General features: G+C 64.7%; 12 protein-coding genes, 1 tRNA gene and 1 pseudogene. 10 read left to right on the top strand and 4 right to left on the bottom strand.

What is annotated here, in order from left to right:
* From QX108_RS29310 to QX108_RS29300, 3 genes and pseudogenes are all read right to left on the bottom strand, one after another.
* Window positions 1-1,328 (bottom strand): annotated as a pseudogene (locus QX108_RS29310) (hypothetical protein); the annotation flags it as partial.
* A gap of 481 nt (window positions 1,329-1,809) precedes the next feature.
* Window positions 1,810-3,168: a cytochrome c3 family protein gene (locus QX108_RS29305; RefSeq protein WP_315784125.1), complete on the bottom strand. Its 1,359-nt coding sequence runs from the start codon at window positions 3,166-3,168 to the stop codon at window positions 1,810-1,812.
* A 12-nt stretch (window positions 3,169-3,180) separates the two neighbouring features.
* Window positions 3,181-3,858: a pyridine nucleotide-disulfide oxidoreductase gene (locus QX108_RS29300; RefSeq protein ID WP_315784122.1), complete on the bottom strand. Its 678-nt coding sequence runs from the start codon at window positions 3,856-3,858 to the stop codon at window positions 3,181-3,183.
* Between the two features lie 557 nt (window positions 3,859-4,415).
* Between QX108_RS29300 and QX108_RS29295 the strand changes: the two genes are divergently transcribed.
* The 8 genes from QX108_RS29295 (at window position 4,416) to QX108_RS29260 (ending at window position 13,937) form a co-directional block, all read left to right on the top strand.
* Window positions 4,416-5,717, top strand: a complete 1,302-nt coding sequence (locus QX108_RS29295) for an NAD(P)-binding domain-containing protein (protein ID WP_315784119.1) — start codon at window positions 4,416-4,418, stop codon at window positions 5,715-5,717.
* Window positions 5,704-7,200: an ankyrin repeat domain-containing protein gene (locus QX108_RS29290; RefSeq protein ID WP_315784116.1), complete on the top strand. Its 1,497-nt coding sequence runs from the start codon at window positions 5,704-5,706 to the stop codon at window positions 7,198-7,200. Before QX108_RS29295 ends, QX108_RS29290 begins: the two co-directional genes overlap by 14 nt.
* 296 nt (window positions 7,201-7,496) lie before the next feature.
* A complete protein-coding gene (locus tag QX108_RS29285) occupies window positions 7,497-9,485 on the top strand; it encodes a heme lyase CcmF/NrfE family subunit (protein WP_315784113.1) in 1,989 nt (662 codons plus the stop codon).
* 8 nt (window positions 9,486-9,493) lie between these two features.
* Window positions 9,494-10,030 (top strand): DsbE family thiol:disulfide interchange protein, encoded by a 537-nt coding sequence (locus QX108_RS29280; protein ID WP_315784110.1) that lies wholly within the window; start codon window positions 9,494-9,496, stop codon window positions 10,028-10,030.
* Window positions 10,031-10,047: 17 nt separating this feature from the next.
* Window positions 10,048-10,533, top strand: a complete 486-nt coding sequence (locus QX108_RS29275) for a cytochrome c-type biogenesis protein (protein ID WP_315784107.1) — start codon at window positions 10,048-10,050, stop codon at window positions 10,531-10,533.
* Window positions 10,530-11,849 (top strand): c-type cytochrome biogenesis protein CcmI, encoded by a 1,320-nt coding sequence (ccmI, locus tag QX108_RS29270; RefSeq protein WP_315784104.1) that lies wholly within the window; start codon window positions 10,530-10,532, stop codon window positions 11,847-11,849. Before QX108_RS29275 ends, ccmI begins: the two co-directional genes overlap by 4 nt.
* A gap of 62 nt (window positions 11,850-11,911) precedes the next feature.
* A complete protein-coding gene (locus QX108_RS29265) occupies window positions 11,912-12,565 on the top strand; it encodes a response regulator transcription factor (RefSeq protein WP_315722007.1) in 654 nt (217 codons plus the stop codon).
* Window positions 12,566-12,599: 34 nt separating this feature from the next.
* A complete protein-coding gene (locus QX108_RS29260) occupies window positions 12,600-13,937 on the top strand; it encodes a HAMP domain-containing sensor histidine kinase (RefSeq protein ID WP_315799625.1) in 1,338 nt (445 codons plus the stop codon).
* A 409-nt stretch (window positions 13,938-14,346) separates the two neighbouring features.
* Here the strand turns inward: QX108_RS29260 and QX108_RS29255 are convergent.
* Window positions 14,347-14,423: transfer RNA gene (locus QX108_RS29255), tRNA-Met, on the bottom strand.
* Window positions 14,424-14,915: 492 nt separating this feature from the next.
* On the opposite strand from QX108_RS29255, the gene QX108_RS29250 reads away from it, so the two are divergent.
* Window positions 14,916-16,349, top strand: coding sequence for a coniferyl aldehyde dehydrogenase (locus tag QX108_RS29250; protein ID WP_315784097.1), 1,434 nt, complete (start codon window positions 14,916-14,918; stop codon window positions 16,347-16,349).
* Between the two features lie 156 nt (window positions 16,350-16,505).
* Window positions 16,506-18,110, top strand: coding sequence for a GMC family oxidoreductase (locus QX108_RS29245; RefSeq protein WP_315784096.1), 1,605 nt, complete (start codon window positions 16,506-16,508; stop codon window positions 18,108-18,110).
* Window positions 18,111-18,148 lie beyond the last annotated feature (38 nt).

Genomic DNA, 18,148 nt, shown 5'->3' with positions numbered 1-18,148 from the left:
CAATTGGTGTCGGTCGCCCTGTGGGCGAACGCGCCGCCGCCCCAGCTGGTGAAACCGCTCGCGGCCTTGGCGTGGCAACTGACGCAGTCCGCGCCACCGGTCGCGACATGGTTCGGGTACGACGCGGTTCCCAGCGCACCCTTGGTGCCCTGAGCGGTGAACGAGCCGTTGTGGCAGCTGTCGCAGCGCGCCGTCGCCACCGCGGCGTGGTTCATGGTGTAGGTGGTGAAGCTCGCCGCGGTGTTGCTGTGGCAGTTCGAGCATTGCAGCGTCCCGGTCGGGATGTGCGGCGGCGTCGTCATGCCCATCGCAGTCTTGCCGTTGTGGCAGGTCGCACAGTTGGTGTCGGTCGCCTTGTGGGCGAAGGCGCCGCCGCCCCAGCTGGTGAAGCCGCCGCTCGCAGCCTTGGCGTGGCAGCTGACGCAGTCGGCGCCGCCGGTGGCGACGTGGTTCGGGTACGACGCCGTGCCCAGCGCCCCCTTGGTGCCCTGGCCGGTGAACGAGCCGTTGTGACAGCTGTCGCAGCGCGCCGACGACACTGCGGCGTGGTTCATGGTGTAGGTGGTGAAGCTCGCCGCGGTGTTGCTGTGGCAGTTCGAGCATTGCAGCGTGCCGGTCGGGATATGCGGCGGCGTCGTCATGCCCATTGCCGTCTTGCCGTTGTGGCAGGCCGCGCAATTGGTGTCGGTCGCGGCATGCTTGAAGCCGGCGCCAGCGAAGCTGGTCGTGCTGGTGTGACAGGTCTCGCACGGCAGATTGGTCTGCAGATGGTTGCCGGACTTGCCGCGCGCCGTCGTGCCGTTGTGGCAGTTGGCGCAGCCGGCGACGATGCCGGCGTGATCCATCTTCATTCTGATACGAAAGCTGGCCGTCGACCTGTGGCAGACATCGCAGGGCGCGGTGGTCGTGACGTGACTCTTCGGCTTGCCGCGTGCCATCACGCCGTTGTGGCAGGTCGTACACGAGCCCTTTGCCTGAGTATGATCGAGCGCGCGAACGTCCTTCCATGACGAGGTCTGATGGCAGCCCTCGCAGCGCCGCGTGGTCATCGGGTGGTTGACCGACATGCCCGCTGTCTGCGCGCCGTTGTGGCAACTGGCGCACTGCGTCTGCGTGCCCTTGAACCGCCCACCGACGTGACACGACGAGCACTCCACCCCGACATGGCCTCCGGTCAGCGGAAAGCCGGTCGAGAGATGGTCGAACGATCCCTGTGCAGCAGCCTGCCCTGCAAACACGAAGGCGAGCAGCATAACAGCGAGCAGCCACCGCACCAGACGGTGCGATGCTCGCCCCAACAGCCCCAGCTTGCTGTAGCAGCTGCCCAACTCGAACTCCGATCTTCACTCTCGACTCGATCGCGATCCGGACGTGCAACGGCGATCGGACTCATCGAGCAGAGACCTTCCGGGCCTCGCTGATCGACGGTCGCCGCGACAAATCCAATAGCTTCTGCAGATTTCCTGTACGGCCCGGCGGCATGTCTCCCCAGCCACCGAATACGCCGAACGCCCCCTGCTCCTTTGATCCAGCGCTACGTCGATCGAGCGGCGACTAAGTCATCAGCTAGATCAGGCAGCGTATGGTACGCCTACGACAGGGCTTCCAGAGACGCGCAAAGCTGGCCCAAAACTGGGCCAAGCTGAACTCAAGCTGAATGGCTCGTCGGGTTTCCGGCCTGCTTCGCTCGCAAGGTTCTCGCAGCGCATCGCTCGAGCCATTGAACTGCGGGGAGGCCGACAGCTCTTGCGAGCTCATCTCAGCTCGACGGGATCTCCGACGTCCGATGCGGCCGGGCAGCCGCTCGAATCAGTTCCTGATCTGAACGTTGCGCCATCCCGTGGCGACATGACAGCGCTCGCACGTCTGGCCAAACGTGCCGTTGTGCACGTCCGAGCTGCGATGACAGCTGAAGCAATCCATCGGAAGCTTCAGGTCCGGCGGCGGCTTCGCCTTGTGACAGGCCTCGCACGTGATCTTCTGATGAACGCCGACCAGCGGAAATCGCGTCTGCCGCGCGTGATCGAAGCGCCACAGCCGCCATCCGTTCGGATTGTGACACGTCGCACACCGCCCGCCGAGTTTCCCCTGATGGAAATCCTTGTGGCAGCTCTCGCAGGCCATCGGCGTGTTCTTGTAGGCCGAAGTCCGGTGGCACTCCTCGCAGGGCACCGATTTGTGCAGGCCGATCAATGGAAAACGTGTGATTTCATGATCGAAGGAGAGCTTTTTCCGCCAGCCGATATCGCTATGGCACGTCTCGCAACGCTCGCCGAGCTTGCCCTGATGCGGATCCTGCTTGCGGTGACAGGACACGCACGACGTCGCGAGCTTGTCCCGATAGAGGTCGCCGGTATGACAGCTCTCGCATTTCACCTTGGCATGCGCATTCCGCAGCGGGAATCGAGTCTTGTCGTGATTGAAGCGGACCGTCTTCCACTTGTCCTGATCGTGACACGTCTCGCATTTGTCGCCGAAGCGGCCGCCATGGACATCCTGAAGACGGTGGCACGAGCCGCACGACGTCTGCAGGTCCTTGTATTGCTGGCCGGAATGACACGTCGCGCAAGCGACCGATTTGTGGGCGCCCACGAGGGGAAACCGGGTCTTCGTGTGGTCGAACTCCTTTGGTGCGCGCCACTTCACCGCCGTGTGGCAGTTCTCGCAGCGTTCACCGAGGCGGCCACGATGCGGATCGAGCGCCTTGTGACACTCGAAGCAGGTCGACGGCGTGTTGCGGAATTTCACCTTCGCGACGTGGCATCCTGCGCAAGGGACGTTCCGGTGCACATCGACCAGCCGGTAGTTCGTCATGTCGTGGTTGAAGGTCTCCTTGTCGAGTTGGACGATGTCGGTCCCTCGCCCCTTATGGTCGGTGTGACACTGCCTGCATTCCTGAGTCAGCGCCGCCTGGTCGTGTCCGTGCAGACGCTCACGCTGCCTGCGATCGACGGCAATCTCCTTGTGGCAATCGAGGCAGAGGCCCGACTGCGCCTTCCGCGTAAAGGCTTCGTGGCACTTTCCGCATTCGCTCTCGAGCTTGGCGTGCTTTTCGGTCAGCGGGCCGGGCATGACCAACTTCTCCAGCAACGTCTGCGCTCGAAGTCCGACCGACAGCATGGCGACGCCGACCAGGAGGGCGACAAGGGCAGCGAGGCGCCACCGCATCACGCAACTCCGTCAATAGTGATGCACGGCCCAGACATGAACGAGACCCGCCAGCAGCATGAGGAAAAACAGCGGCAGATGAAGCACATGCCACAGTGAAAACAACCGTTCGAAGAATCTCAGCTCAGCGGCCTTCCGCACGGCCGCAGCGTACCGCCGCACGACCGCTTCGATCCGTTTCTCGCGGCGCCGGCGCTCGGACCACGACCATCGCGCACGCTTCGCTTCAGCGCGAATAAGCCGGCGCGCTTCCGCAACCACGTTGGCACGCAACCGCCTCGTGCGCGCCGCGATGATCGCTCCCGTCCGCAGGCTGCCCAGCGCTGTCAGCGGCACCTTGTTGTCGAGCCCCTTGCTGAAGGCGGCGAGCTCCCGCGACACGAACGATGCAGCCTGCATCTCCTGACCGAGCTCCGTCCTCATTGCCTCGGCTTCCGCAACCAGCTCCTTGACACGCGCCCTCCCGCCATGAAGGCCCATATGGATCTTGCCATAGATGTACCGACCGATCACACCGCTGATCGCCACGATCAGCATGGCGAAGAACGCCACGTTGCTGTTGAGCGCTCCCAGCTTGAAATTCGCATGAAACAGGATGAGCACGGGGCCGGCGACGCCGAGCAGCATGTGGGTTCTGAACCAGAACGGCACCGATCCCATCCCGCGCAGCGACTTGAAGCGCTTGCGCATCGAATAGGCCAGAAGCGATAGCATCGCGGCGCTGCCGTAGATTCCGAGCCAGTATCCGGTGCCGGATCCCGGCGTAATATACTCCTCCTCCTTCTGCAGCCAGCCGACGGCAATCGCTCCGAGAACGATGACCGTGATGACGACCGGAACGGCTCCTCGAAGAGGATTGCCGCTCACGCGAGCGACCGTTGCCCTGCTCATGTCCTTGACGCGTCCTGCGAAACCCGATTGCCGGATCGGCGGATGTCCGGCTCACCTGAAGATCTCCGCATCTCAATCAAGAGAGCATTTAGTGATAACCACTTGCAACAACTCCTCCGATCTTCCGACACTGACGTCATTAGTCCGAAATCAGCGCGAGCCATATTTCCGCCGACGCCATCTGTTCAACGAATGACCTAATCCTTGTCCGCAAGACGACAGATCATTCTGGAATTTCTATGTCGACATCTCTTGAGAGGAATTTGCATCTAGCACCGACGTCGACCGTTTCGCGCTGCGGTCAGCGACTCCACCGCCCTTCTGTTAGTTCGTAGAATTAGGGGAGCGAGAACGACATGGCGCTCGATCTCCTGATCGTCTACGCAGCTCCGATGCTCGGCGTCTGGGCCACCTACATGGCCGTGCGCAAGAGACGAGAGATAAAGAGCGTCGCGAAGCTCTCGGCTGCCAAGGACGCCGGTCTTCTCGAGCCGGCATCGCTTCATCCGATCATCGATCCCGCCTTGTGCATCGGCTGCGGCTCATGCGTCAGGGCATGTCCGGAGGGAGATATTCTCGGCCTGATCGGCGGCAAGGCGTCGCTGGTGGAGCCCTCGCATTGCATTGGACACGGCGCCTGCAAGGCGGTGTGCCCGGTGAACGCCATCACGCTGGTGTTCGGCACCGAGACGCGCGGCATCGACATTCCGAACGTGGACGAGGCATTCCAGACCAACGTGCCCGGCCTCTTCATCGCCGGCGAGCTCGGCGGGATGGGGCTGGTTCGCAACGCCATCGAGCAGGGACGTCAGGCGATCGACTCCGTCCGCAAGATCAAGACCATCGGCAAGTCCGACATGCTGGACGTCGTGATCGTTGGCTGTGGTCCGGCCGGACTCTCCGCCAGTCTCGCCTGCCTGCAGCATAAGCTGCGCTTCGTCACCCTCGAACAGGACTCGCTCGGCGGCACTGTCGCGCACTTCCCCCGCGGCAAGCTGGTGATGACCGCCCCCTTCACGCTGCCGCTCGCGGGCAAGTTCAATTTCAGGGAGCTCAGCAAGGAACAGCTGATCGCCTTTTTCATGGGCATCGTGCGCAAGGCCCGTCTCAAGGTGCACGTCGGCGAACGCGTCGAAGCCGTCACCCGAGCCGGAGACAGTTTTGATGTCAGGACCAACCGCGGCAATTACAGAACGCATGCCGTGCTCCTGGCAATCGGGCGCCGCGGAACGCCGCGCAAGCTGGAGGCTCCAGGCGAGGAGCAGACCAAGGTCGTCTATCGGCTGATCGATCCCGAGCAATATCGCGGCCAGCACGTGCTCGTCGTCGGCGGCGGCGACGCCGCGCTGGAAGCCGCGTGCTCCATCGCCGACGAGCCTGGAACGACGGTGACGCTTTCGCATCGCAGCGAGTCGTTCAATCGCGCCAAGCTGAAGAACCGCCAGCTGGTCGAGACCGCCGCTCGATCAGGGCGGCTTCGCGTCATCTACAACTCGTCGGTCAAACGGATCGGCCGTGACGACGTCGACATCGATGCCGACGGCAGCATGAACACGATCCCAAACGATGCCGTCATCGTCTGCGTCGGCGGCATTCTGCCGACCGCTTTCCTGAAGAGCATGGGTATCGAGGTCGAGACGAAATATGGCACGGCATAGATCTTCTCTCGTCATCATCCCCCTGATATGTCTCGTCGGCTTGAACATGGCGTCGGTGGCGCTGTCCGACGACACGCCGACGGGCGCAAGCTCCGGTACGAGCCAGGCTGCCGATACGGCGATCCGGGCCGGACGTCCCGAGGAAGCCGTGAAGCTGCTCGAGCGCGCGGCCAGCGCCGGCGATCCGGAGGCACAGTACCGGCTTGCATCGCTCTACCGCTCGGGTCTCGGCACCCGATCCGATGACGCGCTGGCGTTCAGATGGATGGACGCGAGTGCAAGGAAGGGGCACGTCAAGGCGCAATACAATGTCGCGACGATGTATCTCGCGGGGCGCGGGACGCCGGCCGATCCCGAGCGCGCGCGCGATTGGCTGCGCAAATCGGCGGCAGCCGGCTATCAACCCGCAGAGCGGTTGCTGGCCGACATGGCCAACCGACCTTCGCCCCCCCGCACCCGCGAGACGGAGCGCGTAGCAGCGCGCAAGCCGCCTCCGACGCTCGATGCGCAGGCCGCGATGCGAAATGGCCATCCAGCCATCATCGATGCGGCCCTCCGCGGTCAGCTCGATCCGATGCGCCAACTGATCGCTGCGAAGGCCGACGTCAATGCGGTCAACGAGGACGGCGATACACCGCTGGCGATCGCCGCCGCGGCCGGGCATCTGCGGCTGGTGGAACTGCTGCTGGCCTCAGGCGCCACCCCGAACACGGGCAACCGGCGCGGCGACACGCCGCTGATGCTGGCCGCGGACAAGGATCACGCAGACGTCGTCAGACTGCTGCTGACGCGGGCGGCCGATCCATCCGCCGCGCGACCGGACGGCTCGACCGCATTGCTGATCGCGGTCAGCCGCTGCAACGTCGCCGCCACCGCCGCGCTTCTCGACGGCGTTTCGAGCAGCCTGCCGACGACGGCGGACGGCCGGACCCCGCTGATCCTCGCGGTCGCATCATGCGCCAATGCCGCGCTCGATCCGCAGCTCGTTCAGAAGTCCGACCTCAATGCCGCCGATACGCAAGGCCGTACCGCACTCTGGCACGCCGCCAATAACGGCAATGTACGGGCCCTCGAGCACCTGATCCGTGCTGGCGCCGGCGTCGACCGCGCCGACGCCGACGGAAAGACGCCGTTGCTCACCGCCATCGAAGGTCGCAGTGCCCCAGCCTCGCTGTTTCTGCTGGAGCATGGCGCCGATCCCAGACGTGCGACCACAAGCGGAAACACCGCGCTGATTCTCGCCGCCCGCGCCGGGCTCGCCGATGTCGTCGCTGAACTTCTCAAACGCAAGGCCGATCCGAACTTGCGCAACGCCCAGGGCATGAGCGCGCTGATGATGGCGGCGACTAACGGCCATGTCGGCATCGTGCAGAGCCTGCTCGCCGCCGGGGCCGAGAAGCAATTGAAGAACAAGCGGCGCGAGCGTGCCGCGGACATTGCGACAGCCAGCGGCCATGGCGATATTGCCAAGCTCCTGGAATAGCCGACGAGCCGTTCTGCATCCGCATCCGTACCAGCGCCGATGCGGCATTCGCCGCGCGAGCCATAAAGAGCTATCAGCGGGCATTCCTCGACCAGCAAGTCGCTTCGTCGCGGAATGCTCCATCATGCGGCCCGCCGACTAGCCGATGCAAATCAGTTGCATTAACACTACGACGCACGTCGAATGATCATCATCGTTCGGTACGAATGATGCCTCATTCGGCGCATTGAGTACCAGTTCATCACGGACACTTGATAGTTAGTCGCAGGAATAGTCGCTGCGGTCGGGGAGCCAACATGACAGCGGAGGCCGGATCCTTTGCACTCATTATCGCGCTTGTCGTGTCGCTGGCGCAGTCGATCGTTCCGTTTGCGGCACTGCGTCGCCAGTCCGCGATGATCGCCGGCTTCGTTCGTCACGCCGCCCTGACTCAGTTTCTGTTCGTCGCGATCGCGATCGTATGCCTGACGTCGCTGTTCGTTCACTCCGACTTTTCGGTGCAGGTCGTCGCGGCCAATTCGCACACGCTGAAGCCGCTGCTCTACAAGATCTCCGGTGTCTGGGGAAACCATGAGGGATCCATGCTGTTGTGGGTCCTGATTCTCTCGGTGTTCGGCGCGGCGGTGGCGCTGTTCGGCACCAACCTGCCCGACAGGCTGCAGAGCAACGTGCTTGGCGTCCACGGCATGATCGGCCTTGGCTTCCTGACCTTCATCGTCTCGACCTCGAATCCGTTCGCACGGCTGATCGATGCTCCTCTCGAAGGCAACGGATTGAATCCGATCCTGCAGGATCCAGGCCTCGCGTTTCATCCGCCGTTTCTTTACCTGGGCTATGTCGGCTTCTCGATGGCCTTCTCATTTTCGGTTGCCGCGCTGATCGAGGGCAGGGTCGATGCAGGCTGGGCCCGCTGGGTTCGGCCGTGGGTGCTGGCGGCCTGGTGCTTTCTCACGATCGGAATCACGCTCGGGAGCGCATGGGCCTACTACACGCTCGGCTGGGGCGGCTGGTGGTTCTGGGACCCCGTCGAGAACGCCTCCTTCATGCCGTGGCTTGCGGGGACGGCCCTGCTGCATTCCGCTCTTGTGGTCGAGCGCCGGAATACGCTCCAGAGCTGGACGATCCTGCTGGGAATCGTGACCTTCTCACTGAGTCTGATCGGGACGTTCCTGGTGAGGTCCGGGGTGCTCACCAGCGTACATGCCTTCGCGCAGGATCCATCGCGCGGCGCCTTCATCCTGGCGCTGATCCTGGTGGCGACCGGCGGGGCATTGACGCTGTATGCGATCCGGGCGCCGAGCCTGAAGCACGGGGCCTTGTTTGCTGCCGTCAGCCGCGAGAGCGGCCTGGTGCTCAACAACATGCTGCTCACCGCGGCCGTCGCCACGGTGTTTCTCGGCACGTTTTACCCGCTGATCGTCGACATGTTGGGCAACGACAAGATCTCCGTCGGCCCTCCGTACTACAACATGACGTTCGTTCCGATCATGGTCCCGGTGCTGCTCGCCATGGTGGTCGGCCCGGTTCTGAAATGGAAGCGCGATATGTTCGTCGCGGCGTTGCAGCGGCTCCGCCTCGCCGGAGCGCTTGCGGCATTCGTCTCCGTCGCCATCCTGATTGCGACGTTGGGGCAGCGTTTCCTGGTCGCGTTGTTCTTCGGCATTGCCGTCTGGCTCGTCATCGGCTCGCTGATGGTGCTGGTGCATCGCATGCGCCTCGGCCCGGCGACCCCGCTGGCGACATCGCTCAACCTCGCGCGCACCACGCCGCTCGCGGTCTACGGGCTGGTGCTGGCCCATGCAGGAATGGGCGTCACCGTCGCGGGCATCACGGGAATGACGGCGTGGGCCAGCGAAAAGGTGCAGATGCTGCGGCCGGGCGAGAGCCTGCAGCTTGCGGGCTATGACATCAAGCTGCGCTCGATCGGAAAGGTCCCAGGCCCCAACTACGAAGCCGAGCGGGGCGTCTTCGACATCACGCGGAACGGCAAGCCGTTCACGCAGCTGTCGAGCGAGCGCCGCTTCTATCCCGTCCGGCAGCAGATGACCACCGCCGCAGGCATCCGCACCAACCTGATCTGGAACGTATACGTGACGCTCGGTGATCCCGACGACAAGGGCGGCTGGGCGGTGCGCTGCTACTATCATCCACTCGTGCCGCTGGTCTGGATCGGCGCGCTGATGATGGCTTGCGGCGGCTTCATCTCGCTGGCCGACCGGAGACTGCGCGTCGGCGCGCCGCGCCGGGCGATACCGGCCGTGCCGGCGGCCGTTCCTGCCGAATAGGACGAGACATGTCGCGCCTCCCTTATCTCATCCCCGTCGCAGCCTTTGCCGCCCTGGCGGTCGGGCTGGCGTTCAGCCTGACCAACGATCCCCGGCGGATGCCTTCGACGCTCATCGACAAGCCGACGCCGCGCTTCCAGCTTGCATCGCTCGATGGCAAGAGTGCCGGTCTCGCCAATACCGATCTGCAAGGCGACGTCATGCTGCTCAACGTGTTCGCCTCCTGGTGTCCCGGGTGCCGCGTCGAGCACCCGATGCTGCTCAAGCTCGCAGAGAGCGCCGCGATCCCGATCTACGGGCTGAACTGGAAGGACGATCGGAACGACGGCAAGCGCTGGCTCGCCAGGCACGGCAGTCCCTATGCCCGTGTCGGCTCCGATGAGTCCGGCCGGGCAGGCATCGATCTCGGCGTGACCGGTGTCCCCGAGACCTTCGTCATCGACCGGGCCGGCCGCATCCGCTTTCGCTATCCCGGCCCGCTGACCGAGGAGGTATGGCACAGCGATTTCGAACCGCTGCTGAAGGCCTTGAGGAGCGAGTCATGAGTCGGTCGCGGATCCGAATGACCGCGCTGATCGTCGCCTCGCTCGCCCTGACGGCGAGCGTGCCGCCGTCCCTTGCAGTGCTTCCCGACGAAATGCTGCGGGATGAGCGGCTGGAAGCCCGGGCGCGCGCGCTGGGCCAGGAGCTGCGCTGCGTCGTGTGTCAAAATCAGAGCATCGACGACTCCAACGCCCCGCTGGCGCATGATCTGAGAGTCCTGCTGCGCGATCGCCTGCAGGCCGGTGATAGCGACCGGCAGGCGGTGGACTTCCTGGTCGCGCGCTACGGCAATTTCGTCCTGCTCAAGCCGCCCCTGCAGTGGAATACGATTCCGCTGTGGATCGGCCCGCTCCTCGCACTGCTGATCGCCATCGTCGTCTTTGGCCGTTACGTCCGCCGGGCGTCGGCCAATGCGGCAGCGCCCGAGACGGAGCGCGCCGCTCCGCTCAGCGCCGACGAACTCAAAGCCATCGAGGCGATCCTCGATCAACGGAGCCTTTCATGATGCTGTGGCTGATCCTGACGGCGATGATTTCCGTGGCCGCCGTGCTCATCTCGACGCCCTTCATCCGCGGCTACGAGCGGAGACAGTTGGCCTCGGCGCAGGGCCTCGCCGTCCACCGCGACCAGCTTCGCGAGATCGAGAACGACACCGCGCGCGGCCTGATCGACAAGTCGGACGGCGAGACCACTGCCAACGAGATCAGACGGCGCATTCTTGCCGCGGCTGCCGCTGATCAGCCGCCAGCCTCCCCCCTCACCAGCTCGGAACGAAAGTTCGCGCTCATCGTCGTCACGACGACGGTCGTGTTCGGCTCCGTCGCCCTGTACGCGCTCGTCGGAAATCCGGATGTGCCCGCAGCCGGGTCGGGCCAGACCGCCGGCAGCACCACCGCGAGGTCGGTCGCCGAGGCGCGATCCGACGCCGGCACCCAGGCCATAGCCTCGCTGGAGCAGATGACCGGGCAGGACGGACGCGACCGGCCGCAGCAGGGCAGCGGCCTGCCGCCGGTCGAGGAGATGATCCAGCGTGTGCAGACGCGACTGGAGCGCAATCCCCGGGATGCCGATGGATGGCGGCTGCTGGGCTGGTCGTTGTTTAACATCGAGCGCTTTGCCGAGGCGGCGCAGGCCTACGGGCGCGCCACGGAGCTGCGGCCGGGCTCGGCCGAATACCGTAGTGCGCGCGGCGAAGCGCTGGTGCGGGCCGCGGACGGCACCGTCACATCGGACGCGCGCGCGGATTTCGATGAAGCGCTCAAGCTCGATCCCAAGGACGCGCGCGCCCGCTTCTTCGTCGGCGTCGTGAAGGAGCAGGAGGGCGACAAGCGAGGTGCGATGGCCGACTGGACCGCCATCGTAGCCGAGTCCGATCCGAACGAGCCGTGGCTGCCCGATCTCAAGCAGCGGCTCGACGCACTTCGCCGCGAGCTCGGAGAGAGCGGCAGCTCGTCCCCGCCTGTTCGGCCTGACCTCTCCGCCGAGCGCATGCAGCAGCTGCTGCGCTCCGGTCAGACGGCCGCGAGCGAGCCGGCCGAGCCGCGCGGCCCCCGCCCCGATGACATCCGCAAGGCGGAGACCATGTCCTCGGATGACCGCAACCTCATGATCCGCGGTATGGTGGACGGCCTTGCGACACGGCTCGAGCAATCACCGAGAGATGCGGAGGGCTGGATCAAGCTGATCCGCTCACGGGTTGTGCTGGGCGAGGTCGAGGCGGCCAAGCAATCCCTGCAGCGCGCCCTGTCGATCTTCTCAGAGGACGTTCCCGAACGCACGCGCATCGCCGACTCCGCCCGGCAGCTCGGGATCAATCCATAGCGTCCGGGGCCGATCCGCGTGTCAGCATCAGCGGCCCCTTCTACAGACTGGAGTCGTGGCAAATGCGCATTCTGCTCATCGAGGACGAGCCCGTCTACGCCGAGCGCATCAAGGCAAGCCTGGCCGACGCCGGCTTCGAGGCGGATCTCGCGACGGATGGCAGGCAAGGCTGGATGCTGGGCAACAGCCAGCCCTATGACGCCGCGGTGCTCGATCTGGGTCTGCCGTGTATCTCGGGCCTCGACGTGCTGCAGCGCTGGCGTCATACCGGACACACGATGCCGGTGCTGATCCTGTCCGCGCGCAGCGGCTGGGCCGAGCGCGTCAACGGTCTCAACGCGGGAGCGGACGACTATCTCGAGAAGCCCTTCAAGGCCCAGGAGCTCGTCGCACGGGTCAAATCGTTGCTCCGACGAGTCGGCAACAGACCTGAAACGGTGCTCCGTCTCCGTCAGATCGAATTCAATCCTGCGGCTGGCTCGGTCAGGAAGGACGGTGAGATCGTCGACCTGACCGCACTCGAGTTGCGTATCCTCGAACTCCTCATGCGCCGCGCCGATCATATCGTGTCACAGACCGAGCTGCTGGACCACATCTATGCCGGCAACGATCATGGCGACTCCAACACCGTCGAGGTCTACATTGCCCGTCTCAGGAGAAAGCTGGGACGCGACTGCATTCGCACCATCAGAGGCTTGGGCTATCGCTTCGGATAGAACAATGTTCCGTCGCAACTTCCGTGCCCGAATGATGGCCGTCGCCGCGATCTGGATTTCGATCGTCTTGTTCTCCAGCGGGCTCGGGCTTTCGATCGTCATTCGTCGTGTCGTCGAGGCGCACATCGATCATGACCTGCTCGATCATGCCCGCGAGCTCGTGGATCTCGTGGAGCTCGACGCAGCGCAGCGGCCAATCGTCACCCGTCATCTGAGCGACCCGCGCTTTTCCCCTGCCCGGTCCGGCATGTATTGGCAGGTCATTCTGCAGAACGGCAGCAGCGCGCGTTCGCCGTCGCTGCAGGACGATCTCTTTCTGTCATTCACACCCGACGACGGATCCTCGAGCAACGTGACGACGCTCACGAATGTGGAGGGGCCGACCGGGCCGCTGCGCATGATTCGAACCGTCAGCGAGCCGTCGCGTCTCGGGCAACCGCTCGAAGTCCGCATCGGCGCGGATGAGCGGCTGATCAGCGACGAGATGCAGCACCTCAATCTGACGCTGGTGGCGATGCTGGGCTTCATGGCACTCGCCATGGTCGGCACGGCCTACGCCCAGGTCGTCTACGGACTGCGGCCGCTGCAACGCATGGGTCGCGCCATCGTGGACGTGCGCAGCGGCAAGACCACCCTCCTGCCCGAGGACCTTCCGGGGGAAATCATGCCGCTGGTAACCGAGTTGAACGGAATGATCACGGCCAATCTGACGATGGTCGATCGTGCCCGGGTGCTCGCCGGCAATTTCGCGCATGCGCTGAAGACACCGCTGGCCATTCTCGACGAGGAAGCCGCGCGGTTGAGGGCGTCCGGCCAGGAGCATCACGCCCGGGCCCTCTCCGAGCAATGCTCGCGAATGGCGCTGCTGATCAACTATCAGACAGCGCGCGCCAAGGCATCCGGAATCGCAAATGCGGGCGCCTGCTCGCTGTTGGCAGACGTGCTGAGGAGCGTCATCAACACCTATTCTCGATTTGGTCCGGGGCACGAGCGGCGGTTCGACGTCGAAGGCCCGACCGACCTCGTCGTCGCCTGCGACACCAACGATCTGACCGAGCTGATCGGCAACCTGCTCGACAACGCCGCCAAATGGGCGCGCGACCGCGTCGTGATTTCGATTCAAGACCTCGAGGGCACCGTGTTGATCACGGTGGAGGACGATGGGCCGGGCATTCCAGTCGAACATCGAAGCCGCGTGTTCGACGTGGGCACGAGACTCGACGACACGAAGCCGGGGACCGGGCTCGGCCTCGCGATCGCCCGCGACCTGATCAGCCTCTATGACGGTCGACTGTGGATCGAGAATTCGAGAATGGGCGGCGCCGCCCTCAAGCTCGCGCTGAAAAAGAAGGCCAGCCTAAGCTCATCGTAGCTCGGCTTCTTACGGCACCACCTCTCCACAAGCCTTCTCCTCCCCGGCCCTCTCCTTGCAGGTGGCGCGCCGCTCTCTCCTGGAGCGGACGACTGCCGGTTCTGCGGGACGCAATCGTCACCGGCGAGGCAATCACCGACTCCATAGCTCTCTTATGAGGCGCAAGCCACGAAGACAGCGGCAATGCGGATAGCACAAACCACCGCGACCTCAGGATGGACGAGCAGCCCAGGCTCTGCGTGGCCTCATCGACCGCATCGTGCTCCGGCCGGCGCCCAGCGAGGGCAGATCGAGGCCAGACTTTATGGGGAACTCGGTCCCGTCCTCAGCTGGACCCCAGCTCAAAAGGACAAGGGAGCAAAAACCAAAACTCCCACAGCCGAGGCGGCTGCGGGAGTGTCGGTCTCAGTGGTTGCGGGGATAGGATTTGAACCTATGACCTTCAGGTTATGAGCCTGACGAGCTACCGGGCTGCTCCACCCCGCGTTAATCCGTGCACGGCCTTCAGAGAATCGTTGGATGCTCCTGGCTGACGCTCACCAGCGCCGCCGATCACATCCCAAAGGCTTCCTGAGAAGGCTTGAGCCCGTCGGCCGGGCCGGCCATCGGGTGCGGGCGGTATGTACCAATGCAGGGCCGGTTTGGAAAGGGCTTTTCGGAAGTTTTTTTGCCGGATTGTGACACCGGCAAAGACACTGGGTGACGCTAAAATTATCACGTATAATCAAGTACTTATCTATTTAGCCCCGTTTCACCCAGCGTCAGACCTCAAAGCGGCCCCGGGGCCCGCGCGGAAGTTCCTCGAAGGCGCGGATGGTGCCACTGCCCTGCCTTGGCCAAGCAGGCTCCGCAGCCCCTCCGCGATCCCGTGTGAAACAGCCGCCGCCCACGCTTGCCAACGGTTCCGCAACGCGGCAGCTTCGGGCAAACCAGAACGACGGCCCGGCACGCGGCCGCAGCACACGTGAGGAGACGTCCATGGACCACTCCCTGAAGAGTCCCCCGATATCGGCGCTCGACGACGTCTTTCACGCCATGATCGAAGCGTCGCGCAGCGCGCTGCCGCCGCCGCTCGCGACGCGGCTGGAGCGTCTGACACGGCTGCGGACGTTGCTCGCCGCCAATGAGAAACGCCTGGAGCACGCGATCTCGGCAGATTTCGGCCATCGCTGCGCCGTCGAGACCACGATCGCCGAGACGCTGTTTCTGCAGACCGAGATCAAGCATACGCTGAAGATGCTGCCGCGCTGGATGGCGGCGCGGCGCATTGCGACCTCGCTGCAATTCTGGCCCGCCCGCAACCGGCTGATCCCGCAGCCGCTGGGCGTCGTCGGCATCATCGCGCCCTGGAACTATCCGTTGCAGCTGACCCTCGCCCCTGCGATCGGCGCCATCGCGGCCGGCAATCGCGTCCTGATCAAGCCAAGCGAGCTGACGCCGCGCTTTTCCGCGCTGCTCAAGGAGCTGATCGCCGCGCAATTCGATCCGACCGAGCTGTCCGTCACCGGCGTCGAGGACGGCATCGCGCAGGCCTTCGCAGGACTGCCCTTCGATCATCTCGTCTTCACCGGCTCGACCCGGGTCGGCCGCATCGTCGCCGAGGCCGCGGGGCGCAATCTGACGCCGGTAACGCTCGAGCTCGGCGGCAAGTCGCCGACCATCGTCGATCTCTCCGCCGACGTCGACCAAGCCGCCGAGCGCATCGCCTATGCCAAGCTGCTCAATGCCGGGCAGACCTGCATCGCGCCCGACTACGTGTTCGTGCCCGAGCCGCAGCGCGACGCGTTCGCCGGCAAGCTCCATCGCAACATGCAGGAGATGTTCGGCACCACCCCCACCAATGGCGACTACACGTCGATCATTTCCGACCGGCACTATGCCCGGCTGGAAGGCCTGCTACGCGACGCAATCGCGCGCGGTGCCAAGCCGCTGAGCACGACAAGCCCGGAAGATCCGGCATGGAAGAAGCTGCGAAAATTCCCGCCGACCGTCGTGGTCGGCGCGACGCCCGACATGGCGATCATGCAGGAGGAGATTTTCGGCCCGCTGCTGCCGGTCATGACCTATCGACATGCCGACGAGGCGATTCGCTACGTCAACGCTCACGACCGGCCGCTGGCGCTGTACTGGTTCGGCAGCGACGAGGCCGCGCGCGAGGCGGTGCTGGCGCGCACCGTCTCCGGCGGCGTCACGATCAACGACTGCCTGCTGCATTTCGCGCAGATGAACCAGCCAATGGGCGGCGTCGGCGCCTCGGGCATCGGCCACTATCACGGTGAATGGGGCTTCAACAGCTTCAGCAAGCTGAAGCCGGTGTTCTACCGCTCGCCATTCAACCGCATGAAGGATCTGTATCCGCCCTACGGCGCCAGCATTGCCAGGATCGAGAAGCTGCTGCGGTTTTTGAGCTAAACAACTCCGAGTCAGTCCGGGGCGCGCGCATCGCGAACCCGGAATCTCGAGGTGACTGACAAGCAAACCAAGCTCGAGATCGGGTTCGCCGCGCAGATGCGCGGCGCCCCGGACTGACGACCAAATAACGAAGAACACATCAGGGAGAAGACGCGCGTGGTGGACGAGGTCGATTTCATTGTCGTGGGTGGCGGCAGCGGTGGAGCGACGGTCGCGGGGCGGCTGTCGGAGGATCCGGCCACGTCGGTGATGCTGCTGGATGCCGGCGGGCGCAACGACAACTGGATCGTGACCACGCCCTACATGCTGTTCCTGATGGTGGCGGGTCCGGTCAACAACTGGTCGTTCACGACGGTGCCTCAGCGCGGCCTCAACGGCCGCACCGGCTATCAGCCGCGCGGACGCGGGCTCGGCGGATCCTCGGCGATCAACGCGATGGTCTACATCCGCGGCCACCGCGCCGACTACGACCATTGGGCTGCGCTTGGCAACGCCGGCTGGTCGTATGAGGACGTCCTGCCCTATTTCAAGCGCGCCGAGAACAATGCCGAGTTTGACGGCGACTATCACGGCCAGTCGGGTCCGCTGCCGGTCAACCGGCTGCGGACCGGCAATCCCGTGCACGAGATCTTCCTGCAGGCGGCGCGCGAGGCGCAGTTTCCGATCCGCGACGATTTCAATGCCGAGACGCAGGAGGGCCTGGGGCTCTACCAGGTCACGCAGAGCAATGGCGAGCGCTGGAGCGCTGCGCGCGCCTACATCCAGCCGCATCTCGGCAGCCGCCGCAATCTGCGCGTCGAGACCTCGGCCCACGCCTCGCTGATCCTGTTCGACGGCAAGCGCGCCGTCGGCGTGAAGTATCGCCAGGGCAAGGAGGTCAAGGAGATCCGCTGCCGGCGCGAGGTGATCCTGGCTTCCGGTGCATTTCAGACGCCGCAGCTGCTGATGCTCTCCGGCATCGGCGATGCAGCCGCACTGGCAAGGCTCGGCATCGCCGGCGTTCACCACCTGCCGGGAGTCGGCCAGAACCTGCAGGACCATCCCGACTTCATCTTTGCCTACACCTCCGATAATCCGAACTTCTCATCGCTGTCACCGAAGGGCCTGCGCCGGCTGCTGGCCGGCATCGGCCAGTATCGGCGCGAGCGTCGCGGCGTCCTGACCTCGAACTTCGCCGAATGCGGCGGCTTCCTGAAGACGGATCCCAACCTCGACGTCCCCGACATCCAGCTGCATTTCGGCATGGCCGTGACCGATGATCACGGCCGCAAGCGGCATGGCAACGGCTTCTCATGCCATTTCTGCCTGCTGCGGCCCAAGAGCCGCGGCACGGTGGCGCTGAGGAGCGCCGATCCGCTGGCGCCGCCGCTGATCGATCCGAACTTCCTCGGCGAGGACGACGATCTCGAGACCATGGTCGCGGGCTACAAGACCACGCGGCGGCTGATGGAGACACCGGCCATGCGCGATCTCGGCAAACGCGACCTGTTCACCTCGGACGTCAGGACCGACGACGACATTCGCGCCATCCTGCGCGCCCGCGTCGACACGGTCTATCACCCCGTCGGCACCTGCAAGATGGGCACGGACGATCCGCTCGCGGTGGTCGATCCCGCGCTGAAGGTGCATGGCCTGTCCGGTCTGCGCGTGGTCGATGCCTCGATCATGCCGACCCTGATCGGCGGCAACACCAATGCGCCGACCATCATGATCGGCGAGAAGGCCGCCGACATGATCAGAGCCGAGTTGCGAGCCAACTGATCCTGCCGCGGGCAAGCGTGAGTCGAGCTCATGGAGCG

This window comes from Bradyrhizobium sp. SZCCHNR1002, assembly GCF_032381435.1.
GTDB classification, from domain to species: domain Bacteria; phylum Pseudomonadota; class Alphaproteobacteria; order Rhizobiales; family Xanthobacteraceae; genus Bradyrhizobium; species Bradyrhizobium aeschynomenes.
The sequence above is the reverse complement of the archived record's forward strand: the minus strand, read 5'-3'. Positions and strand labels throughout refer to the sequence as shown.